The following is a 17,397-nucleotide window of genomic DNA, read 5'->3' as shown; positions in this document are numbered from 1 at the left end:
ACGAGGCTGCGATCTCTTGATCTTGCTTTTAACGAGGCAGCTTCAGGTTGTTCCACACCGCCAGGCTCGCTTCAGCCTGGTTCAGTGTGTAGAAGTGCAGCCCCGGCGCGCCACCTTGCAGCAGGCGATCGCACATTTCGGTGATGACTTGCTCACCAAAGCCTTGAATGCTCTGGGTGTCGTCGCCGTAGGCTTCCAGCTGCTTGCGGATCCAGCGCGGGATTTCCGCACCGCAAGCGTCGGAGAAGCGCGCGAGCTTGCTGTAGTTGGTGATCGGCATGATCCCCGGCACGATCGGGATGTTCACGCCCATCGCCCGCACACGCTCGACGAAGTAGAAGTAGCTGTCGGCGTTGAAGAAGTACTGGGTGATCGCACTGTCGGCGCCAGCGTTGGCCTTGCGCACGAAGTTGTTCAGATCGTCTTCGAAATTGCGCGCTTGCGGATGCATCTCCGGATAAGCAGCGACTTCGATGTGGAAATGATCGCCGGTTTCTTCACGAATGAATTGAACCAGGTCGTTGGCGTGGCGCAATTCGCCGCTGGCCATGCCCATGCCCGAAGGCAGGTCACCGCGCAGGGCAACGATACGCTTGATGCCGGCTGCCTTGTATTGAGTCAGCAGGCCGCGCAGGTCGTCCTTGCTGTCGCCAACGCAGGACAAATGCGGTGCAGCCGGGACTTTGACTTCGCTTTCGAGCTGCAACACGGTATTGAGCGTGCGATCACGGGTCGAACCGCCAGCGCCGTAGGTGCAGGAAAAGAAATCGGGGTTGTACGTGGCCAGCTGACGGGCAGTGGCGAGTAGCTTTTCATGCCCAGCGTCGGTCTTCGTAGGGAAGAACTCGAAGCTGTAGCGACGGTCTTGGGACATGGGAATACCCTTGAAAACGCGTAAGCCAGAGGCTTGCATATCCCGTGTGGGAGCAGGTTTGTGTGGAGAGGGAGCTTGCTCCCGCTGGGTCGCGCAGCGACCTCAAAGCTTTGCGACTGCTTCGCAGTCGAGCGGGAGCAAGCTCCCTCGCCACACAAGCCCGCTCCCACAAGGGAGAGCAGGCTGCAGGTCGATCAGTAGCGGTAAGCGTGCGGCTTGAACGGGCCTTCGACGGTCACGCCGATGTAGTCGGCCTGGGTCTTGGTCAGTTGAGTCACAACGCCGCCGAAACCGCGGACCATTTCCAGGGCCACTTCTTCGTCGAGTTTCTTCGGCAGTACTTCAACGGTCAGGCGCTCGGCTTTCTGGGCTGGCGACAGGTCGGCGTACTTCTGGCCGAACAGGAAGATCTGCGCCAGAACCTGGTTGGCGAACGAACCGTCCATGATGCGGCTTGGGTGACCGGTGGCGTTACCCAGGTTAACCAGACGGCCTTCGGCCAGCAGGATCAGGTAGTCGTCGTTCTGGGCATCGAATGCGCCAGGACCGGTACGGTGGATCTTGTGAACCTGTGGCTTCACTTCTTCCCATGCCCAGTTCTTGCGCATGAAAGCAGTGTCGATTTCGTTGTCGAAGTGGCCGATGTTGCAGACAACAGCGCGCTTCTTCAGGGCTTTGAGCATGTTTGCGTCGCAAACATTGACGTTGCCGGTGGTGGTCACGATCAGGTCGATCTTGCCCAGCAGGGCTTTGTCGATGCTGGCTTCGGTGCCGTTGTTGATACCGTCGATGAACGGCGAAACCAGCTCGTAGCCGTCCATGCAGGCTTGCATGGCGCAGATCGGGTCGACTTCGGAAACCTTAACGATCATGCCTTCCTGACGCAGGGACTGAGCGGAGCCCTTGCCCACGTCACCGTAACCGATGACCAGCGCTTGCTTGCCGGACAACAGGTGGTCGGTACCGCGCTTGATCGCATCGTTCAGGCTGTGACGGCAGCCGTACTTGTTGTCGTTCTTGCTCTTGGTCACCGAGTCGTTGACGTTGATGGCCGGGATTTTCAGCTCGCCCTTGGCCAGCATGTCCAGCAGGCGGTGAACGCCAGTGGTGGTTTCTTCGGTGACGCCGTGGACGCGGTCCAGGATCGCCGGGTATTTCTTGTGCAGCAGCTCGGTCAGGTCGCCGCCGTCGTCGAGGATCATGTTGGCATCCCAAGGCGCGCCATCTTTGAGGATGGTTTGCTCCAGGCACCACTCGTACTCTTCTTCGGTTTCGCCTTTCCAGGCATAAACCGCGATACCGGCAGCAGCGATAGCAGCAGCGGCCTGGTCTTGAGTCGAGAAAATGTTGCAGGACGACCAACGCACTTCGGCACCCAGGGCAACCAGGGTTTCGATCAGCACGGCAGTCTGAATGGTCATGTGGATGCAGCCGAGGATTTTTGCGCCTTTGAGCGGCTGCTCACCGGCGTACTTGCGGCGCAGACCCATCAGGGCAGGCATTTCGGATTCGGCGATGATGGTTTCGCGACGGCCCCAGGCAGCCAGGGACATGTCAGCCACTTTGTAATCGTTAAAATCTGCAGGCGTGATAACAGCGCTCATGATGAGCCTCCATTCGTAATGTATGCGAATGGGCGCCGTTGTGCGTTTAGTGTCCGGCCAATCATGGCCAGTCAACGCCCCATCCGAGCCTGACAGGTCGAACCTGCTGCAGCGCCCCTCGGACAGGTGGCGGGAAAACGGTAGCAAGTGAACGTTACCGTTTTGAAACGGTGGCGATTATAGCGGGCTATTCTTATCTTCCAAAGCGTTTCTGTTGATGAATGTCCGAACGGTAATCGAGGCCATAGTCGATGCCCAATAGAGCTCTAGGCCGGGCTCTGCCATGATGCCCCCCATCATTCGGCAAGACGCTCAGGAGTGAATATGAATTTCCACACCCGCAAATGGGTAAAACCCGAAGACCTCAACCCCAACGGCACGCTGTTCGGCGGCAGCCTGTTGCGCTGGCTCGACGAAGAGGCGGCGATCTACGCCATCGTCCAGCTGGGCAATCAGCGTGTGGTCACCAAGTACATTTCCGAGATCAACTTCGTCAGCGCCTCGCGCCAGGGCGACATCATCGAACTGGGCATCACCGCCACCGAGTTCGGTCGCACCTCGATCACCCTGAAGTGCGAAGTGCGCAACAAGATCACTCGCAAAAGCATCCTGACGGTGGACAAGATTGTCTTCGTCAATCTGGGTGAAGACGGTTTGCCTGCGCCACACGGCCAGACCGAGATCAAGTACGTCAAAGACCAGTTCAAGGATGATATTGCCAGCGAGTGATATCGGCGGCGCACCCTTCGCGAGCAAGCCCGCTCCCACATTTAATCTCAGTCGTTCACCGGAATTGCGTTCGCTGAAGATCCTCTGTGGGAGCGGGCTTGCTCGCGAAGGCGGGCTACGGTTCAACGATGATTCAGCGGACCAGTGAACAGCTCCGAACCCCGCGTGTCGTACCTACATGACACACCACCGGTTCCGGAGCTTTATGGACGCCAAGAAAGAAGGCAAAACCCCAAACCTGTCGCCGGAAGAACAGCACGACGTCGACAAGAACCAGCCACCGCGCGCCGCGGTGCTGCACGAAATCATCCGCACCCAGGGCGATCAGGAACTCGAGCGCAGTGTCGCCGCTTTGTGGTGGTCGGCCCTGGCCGCTGGCCTGACCATGGGCCTGTCGCTGATGGCCATGGGTCTGCTCAATTCCCGACTGCCGGACGGTGAAGGCTTCAAGGTCATCGCCAGCTTCGGTTACTGCGCAGGCTTTCTCGCGGTGATCCTGGCCCGTCAGCAACTGTTCACCGAGAACACCCTGACGGCCGTGCTGCCGATCATGACCAAACCCACACTGAACAATTTCGGCCGGCTGCTACGCCTGTGGTCGGTGGTGCTGGTAGGCAACCTCTGCGGCACGTTGCTGGTGGCCTACGTGATGTTGCATCTGCCGATTTTCGACAGCAAGACCGATCTGGCTTTTCTCGATATCGGCCGCAAGATCATGGAGAACGACGCCAGCCAGATGTTCGCCAAAGGCATCGTTTCGGGCTGGATGATTGCCACCATGGTCTGGATGATCCCGTCCATGGAGAGCGCCAAGATGTGGATCATCATCCTCATCACCTACCTGATGGCGCTCGGGGATTTCACCCACATCGTGGTGGGGTCGGCCGAAGTCTCGTACCTGGTGTTTGCCGGCGAGTTGCCGTGGAAGGATTTCTGGCTGGTGTTCGCCGGGCCGACGCTGGCGGGGAATATCATCGGCGGCAGCTTTATCTTCGCGCTGATCAGCCATGCGCAGATCCGCAGTGAGAGCGGACCGCCGAAGAAGACGGCGGATCAGGGCCAGGCGCCCGATCCGCAGAAGAGCAAAAAATAATCAGTGATGCTCGGCCTGTGCCGCTGGCGCAGGCTCGTCCCGAGTCACGTGCTTGACCAGTTTGCCGATGCTCAGACCCTGCAACAGGATCGACGACAGCACCACGATGTAGGTGATGCTCAACAGCAAGTCACGCTCCGGGCCCAGCGGCAGGGCCAAGGCCAGCGCGACCGAAACACCACCGCGCAGACCACCCCAAGTCAGAATCCGGATCGTCCCGCGCGGGACTGTGCGCCAGCGCCGCAACAGCACGATGGCCGGTGCGACCGTCAGCAGGCGCGAGAGCAGAATTGCCAACGCCAGCAAACTCGCGGCCAGCACGTGCAGCCAGTTGAACGGCAGCAGCAACAGTTCCATGCCGATCAGGGCGAACAGCAGGGCGTTGAGCATGTCGTCGAGCAGTTCCCAGAAACCGTCCAGGTACTTGCGGGTCATGTCGTTCATCGCCAGGTTGCGGCCCAGGTTGCCGATGATCAGGCCGGCGACGACCATCGCGATCGGCGCGGATACATGCAGCTCCGACGCCATGGCCGAGCCGCCGATCACCAGCGCCAGGGTCAGCATGACCTCGATCTGATGCTGTTCGATGCTCTTGATCATCAGGTACACCAGATAACCGATCAGCCCGCCAAACAGCACGCCACCAATCGCTTCGTGTGCAAACAGCATCGCCGTGGCGCCGACGGTCGGGGTTTCACCGAGTTGTGCGATGCCCAGCAGCACGGTGAAGACCACGACGGCCGTGCCGTCGTTGAACAGCGACTCGCCGACGATGGTGGTTTTCAGAGGCTTGGACGCATTGGCGGTTCGCAGCACGCCGAGGACCGCAATCGGGTCGGTGGGGGAAATCAGCGCGCCGAACAGCAGGCAATAGAGGAAGCTCACGTGCCAGCCGAACAGGGAAAAAATGTAATAGGCGAGGCTGCCGATCACCGCTGTTGCAATCAATACGCCGACAGTCGCCAGCAGTCCGATGGGCCAGCGATAACTGCGCAGGTCATTCAGGTTGACGTGCAAGGCGCCAGCGAACAGCAGGAAGGACAGCATCCAGTTCATCAGCAGATCGCCGAAATCGATCTGGCCGATCAACTGCTGGATACGTTCTTCAAGGCCGGGGTAGCCGAGAAAGCTCAGACCTTGCAGCAGCAGGGAAAACATCAGCGCCGTGACCATGACTCCGATGGTCGGAGGCAAGCCGATGAAGCGGAAATTTACGTAGGTGAGGAGGGTGGTGAGGCAGATAAAGGCAGCGACAAGCTCGAGCATCCGGGGTCCTTGGATGGGGGGTGAGAAATGGGGTTTCAGTCAGTTGCAGCGAGTCTGTTTCTTCGCGAGCAAGCCCGCTCCCACAGTGGATCTCCAGTGAACACAGATTCTGTATACGACCGAAATCCATGTGGGAGCGGGCTTGCTCGCGAATGCATTTGCATGAGCGAAGCGATTATTCAGCCGGACACATTGACCGCAGTCGCACCGCGACGTTGCAGATAGATGTAGAACAACGCAGTCAGCACCGTCAGGCCACTGACCAGCGCGCCGGTCCACGGCAGGTCCGCCAGATCCGCACCGCTGGCAACTACCAGCCCGCCAATCCACGCACCGGCCGCGTTGCCGAGATTGAAGGCGCTCTGGTTCAGCGTCGAACCGAGGTTCGGTGCTTCATGCGCCTGATCGATGATCAGCAGTTGCAGGATCGGGCACAGGGCAAACGCGAAAATCCCCCACAGCACCAGCGTGATCGCCGCCGGAATCACCGAATGACTGGTCTGGCTGAACGCAGCCAATACCACCGCGACGGCCAGCGCCATGCCCACCAATGAAGGCAACAAACGGCTGTCCGCCAGACGTCCGCCGAGCATGCTGCCCGCCGTCAGGCCGACGCCAAACAACAGCAGCATGATCGTCACGCCGTGGGGGCTGACACCGGTGATGTCCTGGAGGATCGGCGCGATGTAGGTGAACACGCTGAACAGGCTGGTCGACGCCAGCACGCTCATGCCCAACGCTAACAGCACATTGATCTTGCCCAGCACTTTGAACTCGCTGGCGAGGTTGGCCTTGTCCATCGCGATGTCCTTCGGTAGCCAGAGCCACTGCGCTAACGCGGCAATCACACCGATCACCGAGACCGCCCAGAACGTCGAGCGCCAGCCGGCGTATTGCCCGAGCGCGGTGCCCAATGGCACGCCGAGCACGTTGGCCAGCGTCAGGCCGGTGAACATCATGGCAATCGCCTGCGCCCGTTTGTTCGGTGCGACCAGCCCGGCCGCGACCACCGAGCCGATACCGAAGAACGCACCGTGGCACAGCGCGGTGACCACGCGCGCGGCCATCAGCGTGGCGTAGTTCGGCGCCAGTGCGCACAGCACGTTGCCGAGGATGAACATCAGCGTCATGCCCAGCAGTGTGGCTTTGCGCGGCATGTTGGCGGCACCGATCGCGAGGATCGGCGCCCCGAACACCACGCCCAGGGCGTAGCCGGTGATCAGCAGGCCAGCGTGGGGAATGCTCACGGCGAGGTCGCGGGCGACGTCGGGCAGCAAGCCCATGATGACGAATTCAGTGGTGCCGATGCCGAACGCGGCAACAGCGAGGGCAAGCAAGGCGAGTGGCATGCGCAAGGTCTCTGTCGGTAGTCTTGACGCTTTGATCAGGCATACGCATGCCGATGACCGTTCTCGAAGAGAGCGGGCAGGGGCAGAAATTATTGGAATTAGTCTGTGCGCAACTGAGTGCGGCGTGGTCGCTTGCAGTATAAACAGCTGCTGACATATGGCGAATCAATTATCCACGCGCTTCTTGCAGGAGGCGCGGCGGTTAACAAAAGGAGTGTGCCGTGCTTGCGACGGCTCTGGTGTTGGTGGCGGCGCTGTTGCACGCGGCGTGGAATACCCTGATCAAGTTCAGCGCCGAACGGCTGCTGGTGGTGGCCTGCATGGACAGCGTCGCGATGTTGTTTGTCGCCCTGATGCTGCCGTTCGTGGCGCTGCCGCCGATTGAAATCTGGCCATGGATCCTGGCATCGGCGGCGTTCGAACTGCTCTATCGCTACCTGCTGATCCAGGCCTATCGGGTCGGCGACCTCGGGTTGGTCTATCCGTTGATGCGTGGGCTGTCGCCGCTGGTGGTGCTGGCGTTGACGCTGATCTTCGCCGGGGAAGTGCTGACGAACCAGCAGATCTTCGGAATCCTGCTGATCCCGTTCGGCATGCTATGCCTGCTCTGGCAGGGCGGCGGCGGGGCGCGTCTGCCGTGGTCGATGTTGCCGGTGGTGGCGCTGATCGGCCTGTGCATCGGCTGCTACACCTTCATCGATGGCCAGGCGCTGCGGCGCTGGTCGCACCCTCTGGATTATCTGGTCTGGGTCACGCTGCTCAGCGCCTGGCCGTTCCCGTTGCTGGCGTTGGTGCGCAAGCGCCCGGCGTTCATGCTGTTCTGGCGAGAACAGTGGCGATTGGGTCTGGCGGTCGGGTTCTGCGTGTTGTTCAGCTACGCTCTGGTGCTGTGGGCGATGCAACTGGGATCGATTGCCGAAGCGGCAGCGTTGCGCGAGATCAGCGTGATCCTGGTCGTGCTGTTCGGCATGCGGTACCTGAAAGAACCTTTCGGCAGGCCAAGGCTCTTAGCCTGTGGGCTGGTACTGATCGGCATGTTGGTGATGAAGTTTTGACCGGGCCCCGAATTTCTAAAACTGAAGAAAGGACTGCTTTATGACGGTTGCTCTGTGGTGCGTTTTGATCGCGATCTTCCTGCCTTATATCTGCACGGGCATTGCCAAGGTCAGTGGCAGGTTTGGGCTGCAAGACAACCATGACCCCCGGGACTTTCTTGATTCGCTGAATGGTTTGGGTAGACGCGCGTATGCGGCGCAACTGAACAGTTTTGAAGTGACCCCGGCGTTCGCGGCGGCGGTGATTGTGGCGCATCTGGTGGGCACGGCGCAGCTGGTGACGGTCAACGTGCTGGCGGTGCTGTTTATCACCAGTCGGCTGCTGTACATCATTTGCTACCTGGCGGACTGGGCGATTTTGCGGTCGCTGGTGTGGTTTGTGGGGATGGGGTTGATTGTCAGTTTCTTTGTGGTGTCGGTCTGAAAATTCTTCGGTGATTGTGCTGGCCCCTTCGCGAGCAAGCCCGCTCCCACATTTGATCTTCAGTGCACATTTGATTGGTGCGCGACCTGTATTAAATGTGGGAGCGGGCTTGCTCGCGAAGGCTATGCATCAGCCACCGTAGAACTTAAGGATTCGCCTTCACCGCATCAGCCACCTGCGGCACTTGCGGCAACGCCGCGCCTTTAGGCCACAGCATCCAGATCTGCCCCTGCTGTTTCATGTCCCCGGCCAATTGCCCGGCGGCCTCGCCGGTGCCCCAGAACAGATCCGCACGCACTTCGCCGGCAATTGCGCCGCCGGTGTCTTGCGCTGCCACGGGCCGTACCAGTGCGGTGCCGTCCGGTTTGGTGGTGGACAGCCACAACAGACTGCCCAGCGGTATCACCTTGCGGTCCACTGCCGCGCTGTAACCGGCGGTCAGCGGAACGTTCAGCGAGCCGCGAGGCCCTTCGTTGCTGTCCGGGTTGCGGGTGAAGAACACATAACTCGGGTTGCTGCCCAGCAATTCCGGAATGCGCGACGGATTGGCCTTGGCCCATGTGCTGATGGCGCCCATGGTCACGTCTTCTTTCTTCAGCTCGCCTTGCTCCACCAGCCAGCGCCCGATTGGTCGGTACGGATGGCCGTTCTGGTCAGCGTAAGCGATGCGCAACTGACGACCGTCGTCGAGCTGGATGCGACCCGAACCCTGGATTTGCAGGAATTGCAGGTTCATCGGGTCGGTCAGCCAGGCAACCACTGGCGCCTTCACCCCATTGGTCTCAATCGTTGCCGCATCGTCGTAAGGCTTCAGTACGCGACCCTCGAGGCGTCCGCGCAGGCGTTTGCCTTTGAGTTCGGGGTAAATGCTGTCCAGGGAGACGATGATCATGTCCTCGGGCACGCCGTACACCGGGATGTTTGCCACGTCGGTCTGGGTCAGGCTGCCGGGGTAGACCGGTTCGTAATAGCCGGTGATCAAACCGTTGGGGTTGTCATTGGCGGCGCGCAGGCCGTAGACGTCGAGGTTCTGCTTGAGAAAGCCGCGGATGTCGTTGGCGGTTTGCGGCACATTAGCTGAAGCCGCACAGGTCGCACCCCAGACCGGGTCGGCCTTGAGTCGGGTGCAGGCGCTGCGCCACGAGCCGAAACCGGCGACGAGGTCGTTGTCGGACACGGCCGGCAGCGCTTCCCAAGTGGCACTGGAGTAGGTCGCCAGCGCGTGGGTTTTAGGCGTGCTTTTATCGCCGCCGGTGCAGCCAGCAAGCACGGCCACCATTGGAAGAGTCCACACGAGGTGGTGACGCAATGCCTTGAAACGGCTGTTCATGGAGTAATTCCTTTGCCGGTTGCCTGAGTGCTCCATGCGCTCAAACAACCCGTATTGATAATAGGGCTATTGGTCTTTGCCGATGACACGAGGATACTGGCCGCCGTTTCCCGTGACCTGAAGCCACCATGACTCTTAAAAGACTTTCTGTTGTATTGCTGGCCTGCCTGACGTTGTCTGCTTGCGGTGGTGTCGACCCGAGTTCGCCACTGGGCCAACGCAAGGCGATCTTCAAACAGATGCTCAAGACCGGCGAAGACTTGGGCGGCATGTTGCGTGGTCGTATTCCCTTCGACGGTCCGAAATTCGAGGCAGGCGCCGTGAAGCTCGACACGTTGTCCCGTGAGCCGTGGAAACATTTCCCGCAGGTGCGCGAAGAAGATCACACCAGCGCCAAGGACAATGTGTGGCAGCAGCAGACACGCTTCCAGGAAATGGCCCGCACCCTTGAAGCCGCCACCGGTGAATTGGTGATTGCCAGCAAGGTTCAACCTTACAAGGCCAGTAACCTGGGGCCGGCGGTACAGAAAGTCGAAGATGCCTGCAGTGCCTGCCATAAAGAATTTCGGGATCATTGATTCTCGGGTGTGATCTGGGGAGACCTGCTGCGCAACTGTGGCGAGGGAGCTTGCTCCCGCTGGGCGGCGAAGCCGTCGTAAACCAGGAAAATGCGGTCTGCCTGGATAAGCGCGTTTAGGGCCGCTTCGCAGCCCAGCGGGAGCAAGCTCCCTCGCCACAGGCAAGCCGCACGATTCTGTGATGGCTTATTTATCCAGCTCATCGAGTGCGTCCTGCAATTCCTTGCGAGACTCGGCGAGTTTGTCTTTGCGTTTGTTGATCTTCTCCGGGTCGCCTTTCTTCATGGCTTTGTCCAGGTCGGCCTGACGCTTGCTGACTTCATGCTTGGCGTCGAGCACCTTGTTTTCCCGTTCCTTCTTCAGCGAGGCGTCGGTGCAATGGGCGGTGACTTCGCTCAGGGCCGTTTCGAGGCCGGCCTGCTGTTCGGCGTTGCCGTGGGATTTGGCCAGTTCGATCTGAGTGATGATCCCCTGTTTCTTCGCGGCACAGCCGGTCAGTTCCGGGGCTTCTTCGGCGGCCATCAGGGGAGCGGCCATCACGCTGCAAAGGGTCAGCAAGGCGAGCGGTGAAAGAAATTTCATAAAAGCTCCATGTGCAAAGACAATCGGGTCGATGTGGCGATGGGCGTTTGAGCCCGTCGCCACCTTTGGGTTCCCGGGCTGCCAGGTGTCTCGGCGTTTAAAAGCCGTCAATCCCGGCCATGCGTAATGTTTGACTCAGTGCCAGGACGTGCGGGTCGCGAAAAAAGGCGTTCAATTGCGCCGCGCGTCCCGGGCCGATACCGGCTTCTGCCTGCCATTGTTCGGTATTTCGATTCGCCAGTTCCTGCCATGAATCGGCAAGCCGTGCCTGGCCGGTGGGCGGCAACCCCAAGGCTTTGAGCCAGCGAGCAAACGGACGTTGCCGGGCGCTGTTGAAACTGTTTAAAAGGCGAGCCGCGCTGCGTTTGCCGAAGCCATCAATGTTAGCAAGCTCTTGAGCATCGAGGGTCAACCAATCCAGCAGGCTGTTGAGGCGGCCTGTTTCGAAAAGTTTCTCCCAGGTGCCAGGGCCGAGATGAGGCAGAGCCAGTCCCTGTTTGCTGCTGAGCCAGGTCAGGCGCGCGAGAAATTGGCTCTCGCAGCCTGATGTCGGTTGCCAGCAACTCAATTGATGAAAGTCTGCTGCCGATGGCACGTTCAATTCAGTGCGTTCGGTACTGCGCAGCACGACGCCATCGAGCCTTGGAATGGTCAGGCCCGCCAGGCTGATGGACACCTGATCCCCGGGGCGGATATCCAGCGCCTCCCAGCGTTGCAGGGAGCTGACGCTCACCCGCTTGATCTGTCGGTCATCGAGCTTCACTGGTGTGAGGTCCAGCACCGGTGTAATCCGCCCCGTGCGGCCAATTTTAAAATGGACTTTGCGCACTTCGGCCAGTGCCTGGGCGAAGGGGTATTTCCAGGCAACGCTCCAGAATGACGGCCGCGCCTGCCAGCGTTCGGCGGGTGGACGCTGACTCTGCCGCAAAACGACGCCATCACTGGCGAAGGGCAGGGGCGTGCGGTACCAGTGATCGCGCCATCGTTGCGCGTCGGCGAATCCCTTGATCGGCTGACTGTAAGGCGCCGTGCTCGGAAAACCCATTTCACCGAGCGCCGCCACGCGGGCCGGCAGGCTTGCCGGACCTTGTGGCCAGTCCCAGACAAACAACCCGATACCACCGGCCTGTTCGGCGTTCAGCTCCTTGCGAACCATCAACCCGGCCACCGTGGAGCGGGCGTTGAGGCTGCCTGCCTTGGCTTGCACATGGTCGGTCAGGCGCCAATAGAGTTCGCCTTGCACCAGCACATTCAAGGGGTGCGGCAGTTGCCGGGGGATGGCTTCAATCAGTCGGGCCGATGCGGTCCAGTTCTGACCGTTCAAGCCGTCACCCCGACTGATCGCTTGATGCAGCGAGCCGTTGCGATAGATCAACGTCACGGCCACGCCGTCGACCTTGGGCTGTATCCAGAGGTCATCGCGCTTGCGTAGCCAATGCTCGACCGCCGGCCCATCTCGCAGTTTTTCCAGGCCCGTGTGGGCGATGGGGTGGGCAATCTTGCCGCCCGCCGTGCGCAAGGGGTCGGGCGCCAGGCTCAAGTCAAAACACTCACGCCATTCGCTCAATCGGGCGCGGGACTGGTCATAGATCTCGTCGGCGACCAGTGAGCGTCCGTTGCGGTGATAGTGGTCGTCCCAGAAATCGATTTGTTGTTGCAGGGCGGTAATTTCGTCCAGGGCGCGGGCGGGTGACCAGTCGGGGCAGTCGTTGGCCGTTGAGTGCAGGCAAAACAAGGTCAGCAACAAAGCGGAAAACAGGCGCAGAAGCATCGTGAGCGTCCTTGCTCAGGGGGAATGCTTTCAAGGTTAGTCAGCTTTCGGGCGTCGGCAGCAGCGATGTTTTTCGGTGTGTTTCGATATAAAGATCAAAAGATCGCAGCCTCGTTTCACTCGACAGCTCCTACAGATATTTTTGTAACCGATGTCGAGTGAAACGAGGCTGCGTTCTATCGAATTGCGCGCAATAAAAAGCCCCGCACGGCGAACCGTGCGGGGCTTTTGGTACCGCCGGGAAAGTCTTACAGGCCGGCTGCAGTACGCAGGTCGTCGGCGCGGTCGGTCTTTTCCCAGGTGAACGTGGTGAAGGTGTCTTCGCCCACAGTCTTGGTTGTCGGGGTGCGACCGAAGTGGCCGTACGCAGCGGTTTCCTGGTACATCGGGTGCAGCAGGTCGAGCATGGTGGTGATCGCGTATGGACGCAGGTCGAAAATTTCGCGAACCAGTTTGACGATCTTGTCGTCGCTGATCTTGCCGGTGCCGAAAGTGTTCAACGAGATCGACGTAGGCTGTGCAACACCGATCGCGTAGGAAACCTGGATCTCGCAACGTTCGGCCAGGCCGGCGGCAACGATGTTCTTGGCCACGTAACGACCGGCGTAGGCCGCCGAACGGTCAACCTTCGATGGATCCTTACCGGAGAACGCGCCGCCGCCGTGACGGGCCATGCCGCCGTAGCTGTCGACGATGATCTTGCGACCAGTCAGGCCGCAGTCGCCCACCGGGCCACCGATGATGAACTGGCCAGTCGGGTTGATGTGGAACTGGGTGTCTTTGGTCAGCAGTTCGGCAGGCAGCACGTGCTTGACGATCAGCTCCATCACGCCTTCGCGCAGGTCTTTGTACGACACTTCCGGGTTGTGCTGGGTCGACAGAACAACGGCGTCGATACCGACAACCTTGCCGCCTTCGTAACGGCAAGTCACTTGCGACTTGGCGTCCGGGCGCAGCCAAGGCAGCAGGCCGGATTTACGGGCTTCGGCCTGGCGTTGCACCAGCTGGTGCGAGAAGGTGATCGGTGCTGGCATCAGCACATCGGTTTCGTTGCTGGCGTAGCCGAACATCAGGCCCTGGTCGCCGGCGCCCTGATCTTCAGGCTTGGCACGGTCGACACCCTGGTTGATGTCAGGGGACTGCTTGCCGATGATGTTCATCACGCCGCAAGTGGCACCGTCGAAGCCGACATCGGAGCTGTTGTAGCCGATGTCCAGAATGACGTTACGCACGATTTCTTCCAGGTCGACCCAGGCCGACGTGGTGACTTCACCTGCAATGATTGCCACGCCGGTCTTGACCAGCGTCTCGCACGCCACACGGGCGAACTTGTCTTCAGCAATGATGGCGTCCAGCACCGCATCGGAAATCTGGTCGGCGATTTTGTCCGGATGCCCTTCGGACACGGACTCGGAGGTGAAGAGGGAGTATTCGCTCATCTCGATTTTTTCCTGAATTTACCGATGGTGAGTGTCGCCAGCCGGTCGCTGAAAATGGCGGACCTGGATCTGGAAACCATTACGTAAGCCTACATAGAGGCTTTCCCCGGGAACGAGTCCCGCAGCGGTGGCCCAACGGGCCAAATCGTCCTGTTCAAACCCCAACCACAGATCACCGCAGGCCTCCCTGGCCCAACTCTGGTTGTGGCTACATAACTCTGTCACGAGCAGGCTACCGCCCGGTTGCAGCAAATCGGCCATGTGCTTGAGCGCTTCGGCCGGCGCGGCGAAATGGTGCAGCACCATGTTCAGTACAACGCAATCGGCCTGAAGGCTGACGCCATTCAATGCATCGGCCAGTTGCAGGCTGACGTTAGCCAGCGTTTCACGTTCGCAGACCTGACGCGCCAGTTCGAGCATCGCCGGGCTGTTGTCCAGCGCCGTGACCTGGGTGAAGCGGCGCGCCAGTTCCGGCAGGAATTCACCGTCGCCGGGGCCGACTTCGATGGCCGTCGCGCCGTCACTGAAACTCAGCTTGTCGAGCAATGCCACCACGCTTTCGCGGTACTGCGGCAGGCCGGCGATCAGGTCTTGCTGGGCGCGAAACTTCTCCGCTACCCGGGAGAAAAAGTCCTGGCTGGCCGCCGCTCGTTGCCCATGGACCTGAGCAATCCGCGACTGCACATCGTCCGGCAGGGTCAGGTTGTCCACTTCTTCGAGCAAGGCGGCGTGCAGCTTGCCGCCCAGCAGGTCGGTGTGGGGCAGGGCGCGACGGTAGAAAATCGCGTTGCCTTCACGGCGGGTCGCCACCAGGTCGGCCTGGGCCAAGACCTTGAGGTGGTGACTCATGCCGGATTGACCAATCCCGAAAATCTGCGCCAGTTCCAGTACGCCAAACGAATCGTTGGCCAGTGCGCGCAATACATTCAGCCGCAGAGGATCGCCGCCGGCCTTGCACAGGGCCGCCAGCTCATCGCAATCGTCATGTCGAATGGAAGGCACGCGTAAATTCATAAGGCCAGCAGTCTAGTGACGGGTAGAAATCATCGCAAGGGCAATATCAAAAAGTTTTGATATTGGTCGATAGATGGCACTTACAGACGTTAGGTTCAGTCAACAAACGAACTGCAGAAAGGTTTCATCAGTCGAAACCGCTGTTAACCATTGGAAAAACGCCTTCAGATGACTATCTGTCATTGCCCCGAGGCGGGTCGGTGAGGGAAAATGCTCGCCTTTTTTCCGTTTCGTTTTATTCACTCTCGATACAGAACCCGCAGGAGAACAGCGATGCCCAGCCGTCGTGAGCGTGCCAACGCCATTCGTGCCCTCAGCATGGATGCCGTGCAAAAAGCCAACAGCGGCCATCCCGGTGCCCCGATGGGTATGGCGGATATCGCCGAAGTACTTTGGCGTGACTACCTGAAGCACAACCCGAGCAATCCATCGTTCGCCGACCGTGACCGCTTCGTGCTGTCCAACGGTCACGGCTCGATGTTGATCTACTCGCTGCTGCACCTGACCGGCTACGACCTGTCGATCGATGACCTGAAAAACTTCCGCCAGCTGCACAGCCGCACCCCGGGTCACCCGGAATTCGGCTACACCCCGGGCGTTGAAACCACCACCGGTCCGCTGGGCCAAGGCCTGGCCAACGCCGTAGGTTTCGCCCTGGCTGAAAAAGTCCTGGCGGCGCAGTTCAACCGTCCTGGCCACAACGTTGTCGACCACCACACCTACGTGTTCCTGGGTGATGGCTGCATGATGGAAGGCATTTCCCACGAAGTCGGCTCCCTGGCCGGTACTTTGGGTCTGGGCAAGCTGATCGCTTTCTACGATGACAACGGCATCTCCATCGACGGCGAAGTCGAAGGCTGGTTCACCGATGACACCCCTAAGCGTTTCGAAGCCTACAACTGGCAAGTGATCCGCAACGTCGACGGTCACGACCCGGAAGAGATCAAGACCGCGATCGAGACTGCACGCAAAAGCGAGCAGCCGACCCTGATCTGCTGCAAGACCACCATCGGTTTCGGTTCGCCGAACAAGCAAGGTAAAGAAGACTGCCACGGCGCTCCATTGGGTGACGCGGAAATCGCGCTGACCCGTGCTGCGCTGAAATGGAACCACGGTCCGTTCGAAATCCCGGCTGACATCTATGCCGAGTGGGACGCCAAGGAAGCCGGTCGTGCAGCCGAAGCCGAGTGGGATCAGCGTTTCGCTGCCTACTCTGCTGCTTTCCCTGAGCTGGCCAACGAACTGGTCCGTCGTCTGGGCGGCGACCTGCCGGAAGACTTCGCCGAAAAAGCCTCGGCTTATATCGCTGAAGTCGCGGCCAAGGGCGAAACCATCGCCAGCCGTAAAGCCAGCCAGAACGCATTGAATGCCTACGGCCCGCTGTTGCCTGAACTGCTGGGCGGCTCCGCTGACCTGGCCGGTTCCAACCTGACCCTGTGGAAAGGTTGCAAAGGTGTTACAGCTGAAGACGCCAGCGGCAACTACATGTACTACGGCGTTCGCGAATTCGGCATGAGCGCAATCATGAATGGCGTGGCCTTGCACGGCGGCCTGGTGCCTTACGGCGCGACCTTCCTGATGTTCATGGAATACGCTCGCAACGCGGTACGCATGGCTTCGCTGATGAAGAAACGCGTGGTGTTCGTCTACACCCACGACTCCATCGGTCTGGGCGAAGACGGCCCGACTCACCAGCCGATCGAGCAACTGACCAGCCTGCGCAGCACGCCGAACCTCGACACCTGGCGTCCAGCCGATGCCGTTGAATCGGCCGTTTGCTGGAAAGCAGCCATCGAGCGCAAGGACGGCCCTTCGGCGCTGATCTTCTCGCGTCAGAACCTGCAGCATCAGGAACGCAGCGCACTGCAAATCGCTGACATCGCCCGTGGCGGTTACGTGTTGAAGGACTGCGCAGGCGAGCCTGAGCTGATCCTGATCTCTACCGGTTCGGAAGTCGGTCTGGCGGTTCAGGCTTACGACAAGCTGACCGAGCAAGGTCGCAAGGTGCGTGTTGTTTCGATGCCGTGCACCAGCGTGTTCGATGCTCAGGACGCCGGTTACAAGCAAGCGGTTCTGCCATTGCAGGTTAGCGCCCGTATTGCCATCGAAGCCGCGCACGCGGACTACTGGTACAAGTACGTGGGCCTGGAAGGTCGCGTGATCGGCATGACCACCTACGGCGAGTCGGCGCCTGCGCCAGCCTTGTTCGAAGAGTTCGGCTTCACCCTGGAAAACATCCTGGGTCAGGCTGAAGAGCTGCTGGAAGACTGATCCAGAAGTTGCGGCGTC

At 60.0% G+C, this 17,397-nt stretch carries 15 protein-coding genes and 1 riboswitch; of the genes, 6 read left to right on the top strand and 9 right to left on the bottom strand.

The genetic code is table 11. The features are described from left to right. Positions 1-28: 28 nt before the first annotated feature. On the bottom strand, positions 29-874 hold the full coding sequence (gene metF, locus ACA053_RS27235; protein WP_109635533.1) for a methylenetetrahydrofolate reductase [NAD(P)H]: 846 nt from the start codon (positions 872-874) through the stop codon (positions 29-31). Positions 875-1,068: 194 nt separating this feature from the next. Beyond that, a complete protein-coding gene (gene ahcY, locus ACA053_RS27230; RefSeq protein ID WP_077747242.1) occupies positions 1,069-2,478 on the bottom strand; it encodes an adenosylhomocysteinase in 1,410 nt (469 codons plus the stop codon). A gap of 23 nt (positions 2,479-2,501) precedes the next feature. Further along, positions 2,502-2,604: riboswitch (S-adenosyl-L-homocysteine riboswitch) on the bottom strand. A gap of 198 nt (positions 2,605-2,802) precedes the next feature. On the opposite strand from ahcY, the gene ACA053_RS27225 reads away from it, so the two are divergent. Beyond that, complete coding sequence (locus ACA053_RS27225) at positions 2,803-3,207, top strand: acyl-CoA thioesterase (RefSeq protein WP_109635529.1); 405 nt, start codon at positions 2,803-2,805, stop codon at positions 3,205-3,207. A gap of 205 nt (positions 3,208-3,412) precedes the next feature. Continuing rightward, entirely contained in the window at positions 3,413-4,300 is an 888-nt protein-coding gene (locus tag ACA053_RS27220; RefSeq protein ID WP_109635528.1) for a formate/nitrite transporter family protein, read from the top strand. On the opposite strand, the gene ACA053_RS27215 is transcribed toward ACA053_RS27220, so the two are convergent. Together ACA053_RS27215 and ACA053_RS27210 are read right to left on the bottom strand one after the other, a co-directional pair. After that, entirely contained in the window at positions 4,301-5,566 is a 1,266-nt protein-coding gene (locus tag ACA053_RS27215; protein WP_497394093.1) for a cation:proton antiporter, read from the bottom strand. Between the two features lie 179 nt (positions 5,567-5,745). Continuing rightward, complete coding sequence (locus ACA053_RS27210) at positions 5,746-6,915, bottom strand: MFS transporter (protein WP_497394092.1); 1,170 nt, start codon at positions 6,913-6,915, stop codon at positions 5,746-5,748. Between the two features lie 221 nt (positions 6,916-7,136). Between ACA053_RS27210 and ACA053_RS27205 the strand changes: the two genes are divergently transcribed. Both ACA053_RS27205 and ACA053_RS27200 read left to right on the top strand, forming a co-directional pair. Further along, the gene (locus tag ACA053_RS27205) at positions 7,137-7,970 is read left to right on the top strand and encodes an EamA family transporter (protein WP_497314220.1); all 834 of its coding nucleotides are present in this window, start codon (positions 7,137-7,139) and stop codon (positions 7,968-7,970) included. 40 nt (positions 7,971-8,010) lie between these two features. Next, entirely contained in the window at positions 8,011-8,394 is a 384-nt protein-coding gene (locus ACA053_RS27200; RefSeq protein ID WP_109635522.1) for an MAPEG family protein, read from the top strand. Between the two features lie 145 nt (positions 8,395-8,539). On the opposite strand, the gene mltA is transcribed toward ACA053_RS27200, so the two are convergent. Beyond that, a complete protein-coding gene (mltA, locus tag ACA053_RS27195; RefSeq protein ID WP_497314218.1) occupies positions 8,540-9,724 on the bottom strand; it encodes a murein transglycosylase A in 1,185 nt (394 codons plus the stop codon). Positions 9,725-9,852: 128 nt separating this feature from the next. On the opposite strand from mltA, the gene ACA053_RS27190 reads away from it, so the two are divergent. After that, entirely contained in the window at positions 9,853-10,302 is a 450-nt protein-coding gene (locus ACA053_RS27190; protein WP_109635519.1) for a c-type cytochrome, read from the top strand. A gap of 186 nt (positions 10,303-10,488) precedes the next feature. Here ACA053_RS27190 and ACA053_RS27185 read toward each other — a convergent pair whose 3' ends face one another. The 4 genes from ACA053_RS27185 to ACA053_RS27170 all read right to left on the bottom strand — a co-directional run bounded on the left by ACA053_RS27185 (position 10,489) and on the right by ACA053_RS27170 (position 15,108). Then, the gene (locus ACA053_RS27185; RefSeq protein ID WP_497314216.1) at positions 10,489-10,884 is read right to left on the bottom strand and encodes a DUF1090 domain-containing protein; all 396 of its coding nucleotides are present in this window, start codon (positions 10,882-10,884) and stop codon (positions 10,489-10,491) included. Positions 10,885-10,981: 97 nt separating this feature from the next. After that, positions 10,982-12,655: an NAD-dependent DNA ligase LigB gene (ligB, locus tag ACA053_RS27180; RefSeq protein ID WP_497394090.1), complete on the bottom strand. Its 1,674-nt coding sequence runs from the start codon at positions 12,653-12,655 to the stop codon at positions 10,982-10,984. Between the two features lie 248 nt (positions 12,656-12,903). Beyond that, the gene (gene metK / locus ACA053_RS27175) at positions 12,904-14,094 is read right to left on the bottom strand and encodes a methionine adenosyltransferase (protein WP_497394089.1); all 1,191 of its coding nucleotides are present in this window, start codon (positions 14,092-14,094) and stop codon (positions 12,904-12,906) included. Between the two features lie 18 nt (positions 14,095-14,112). Continuing rightward, positions 14,113-15,108, bottom strand: coding sequence for an ArsR/SmtB family transcription factor (locus ACA053_RS27170; protein WP_497394088.1), 996 nt, complete (start codon positions 15,106-15,108; stop codon positions 14,113-14,115). A 273-nt stretch (positions 15,109-15,381) separates the two neighbouring features. Here ACA053_RS27170 and tkt point away from each other — a divergent pair, with 273 nt between their 5' ends. Continuing rightward, a complete protein-coding gene (tkt, locus tag ACA053_RS27165; protein WP_497394087.1) occupies positions 15,382-17,379 on the top strand; it encodes a transketolase in 1,998 nt (665 codons plus the stop codon). The last annotated feature ends 18 nt before the right edge of the window (positions 17,380-17,397 follow it).

This window comes from Pseudomonas sp. LBUM1672 (genome assembly GCF_059695655.1).
This window is presented reverse-complemented; position numbering and strand designations above follow the sequence as displayed.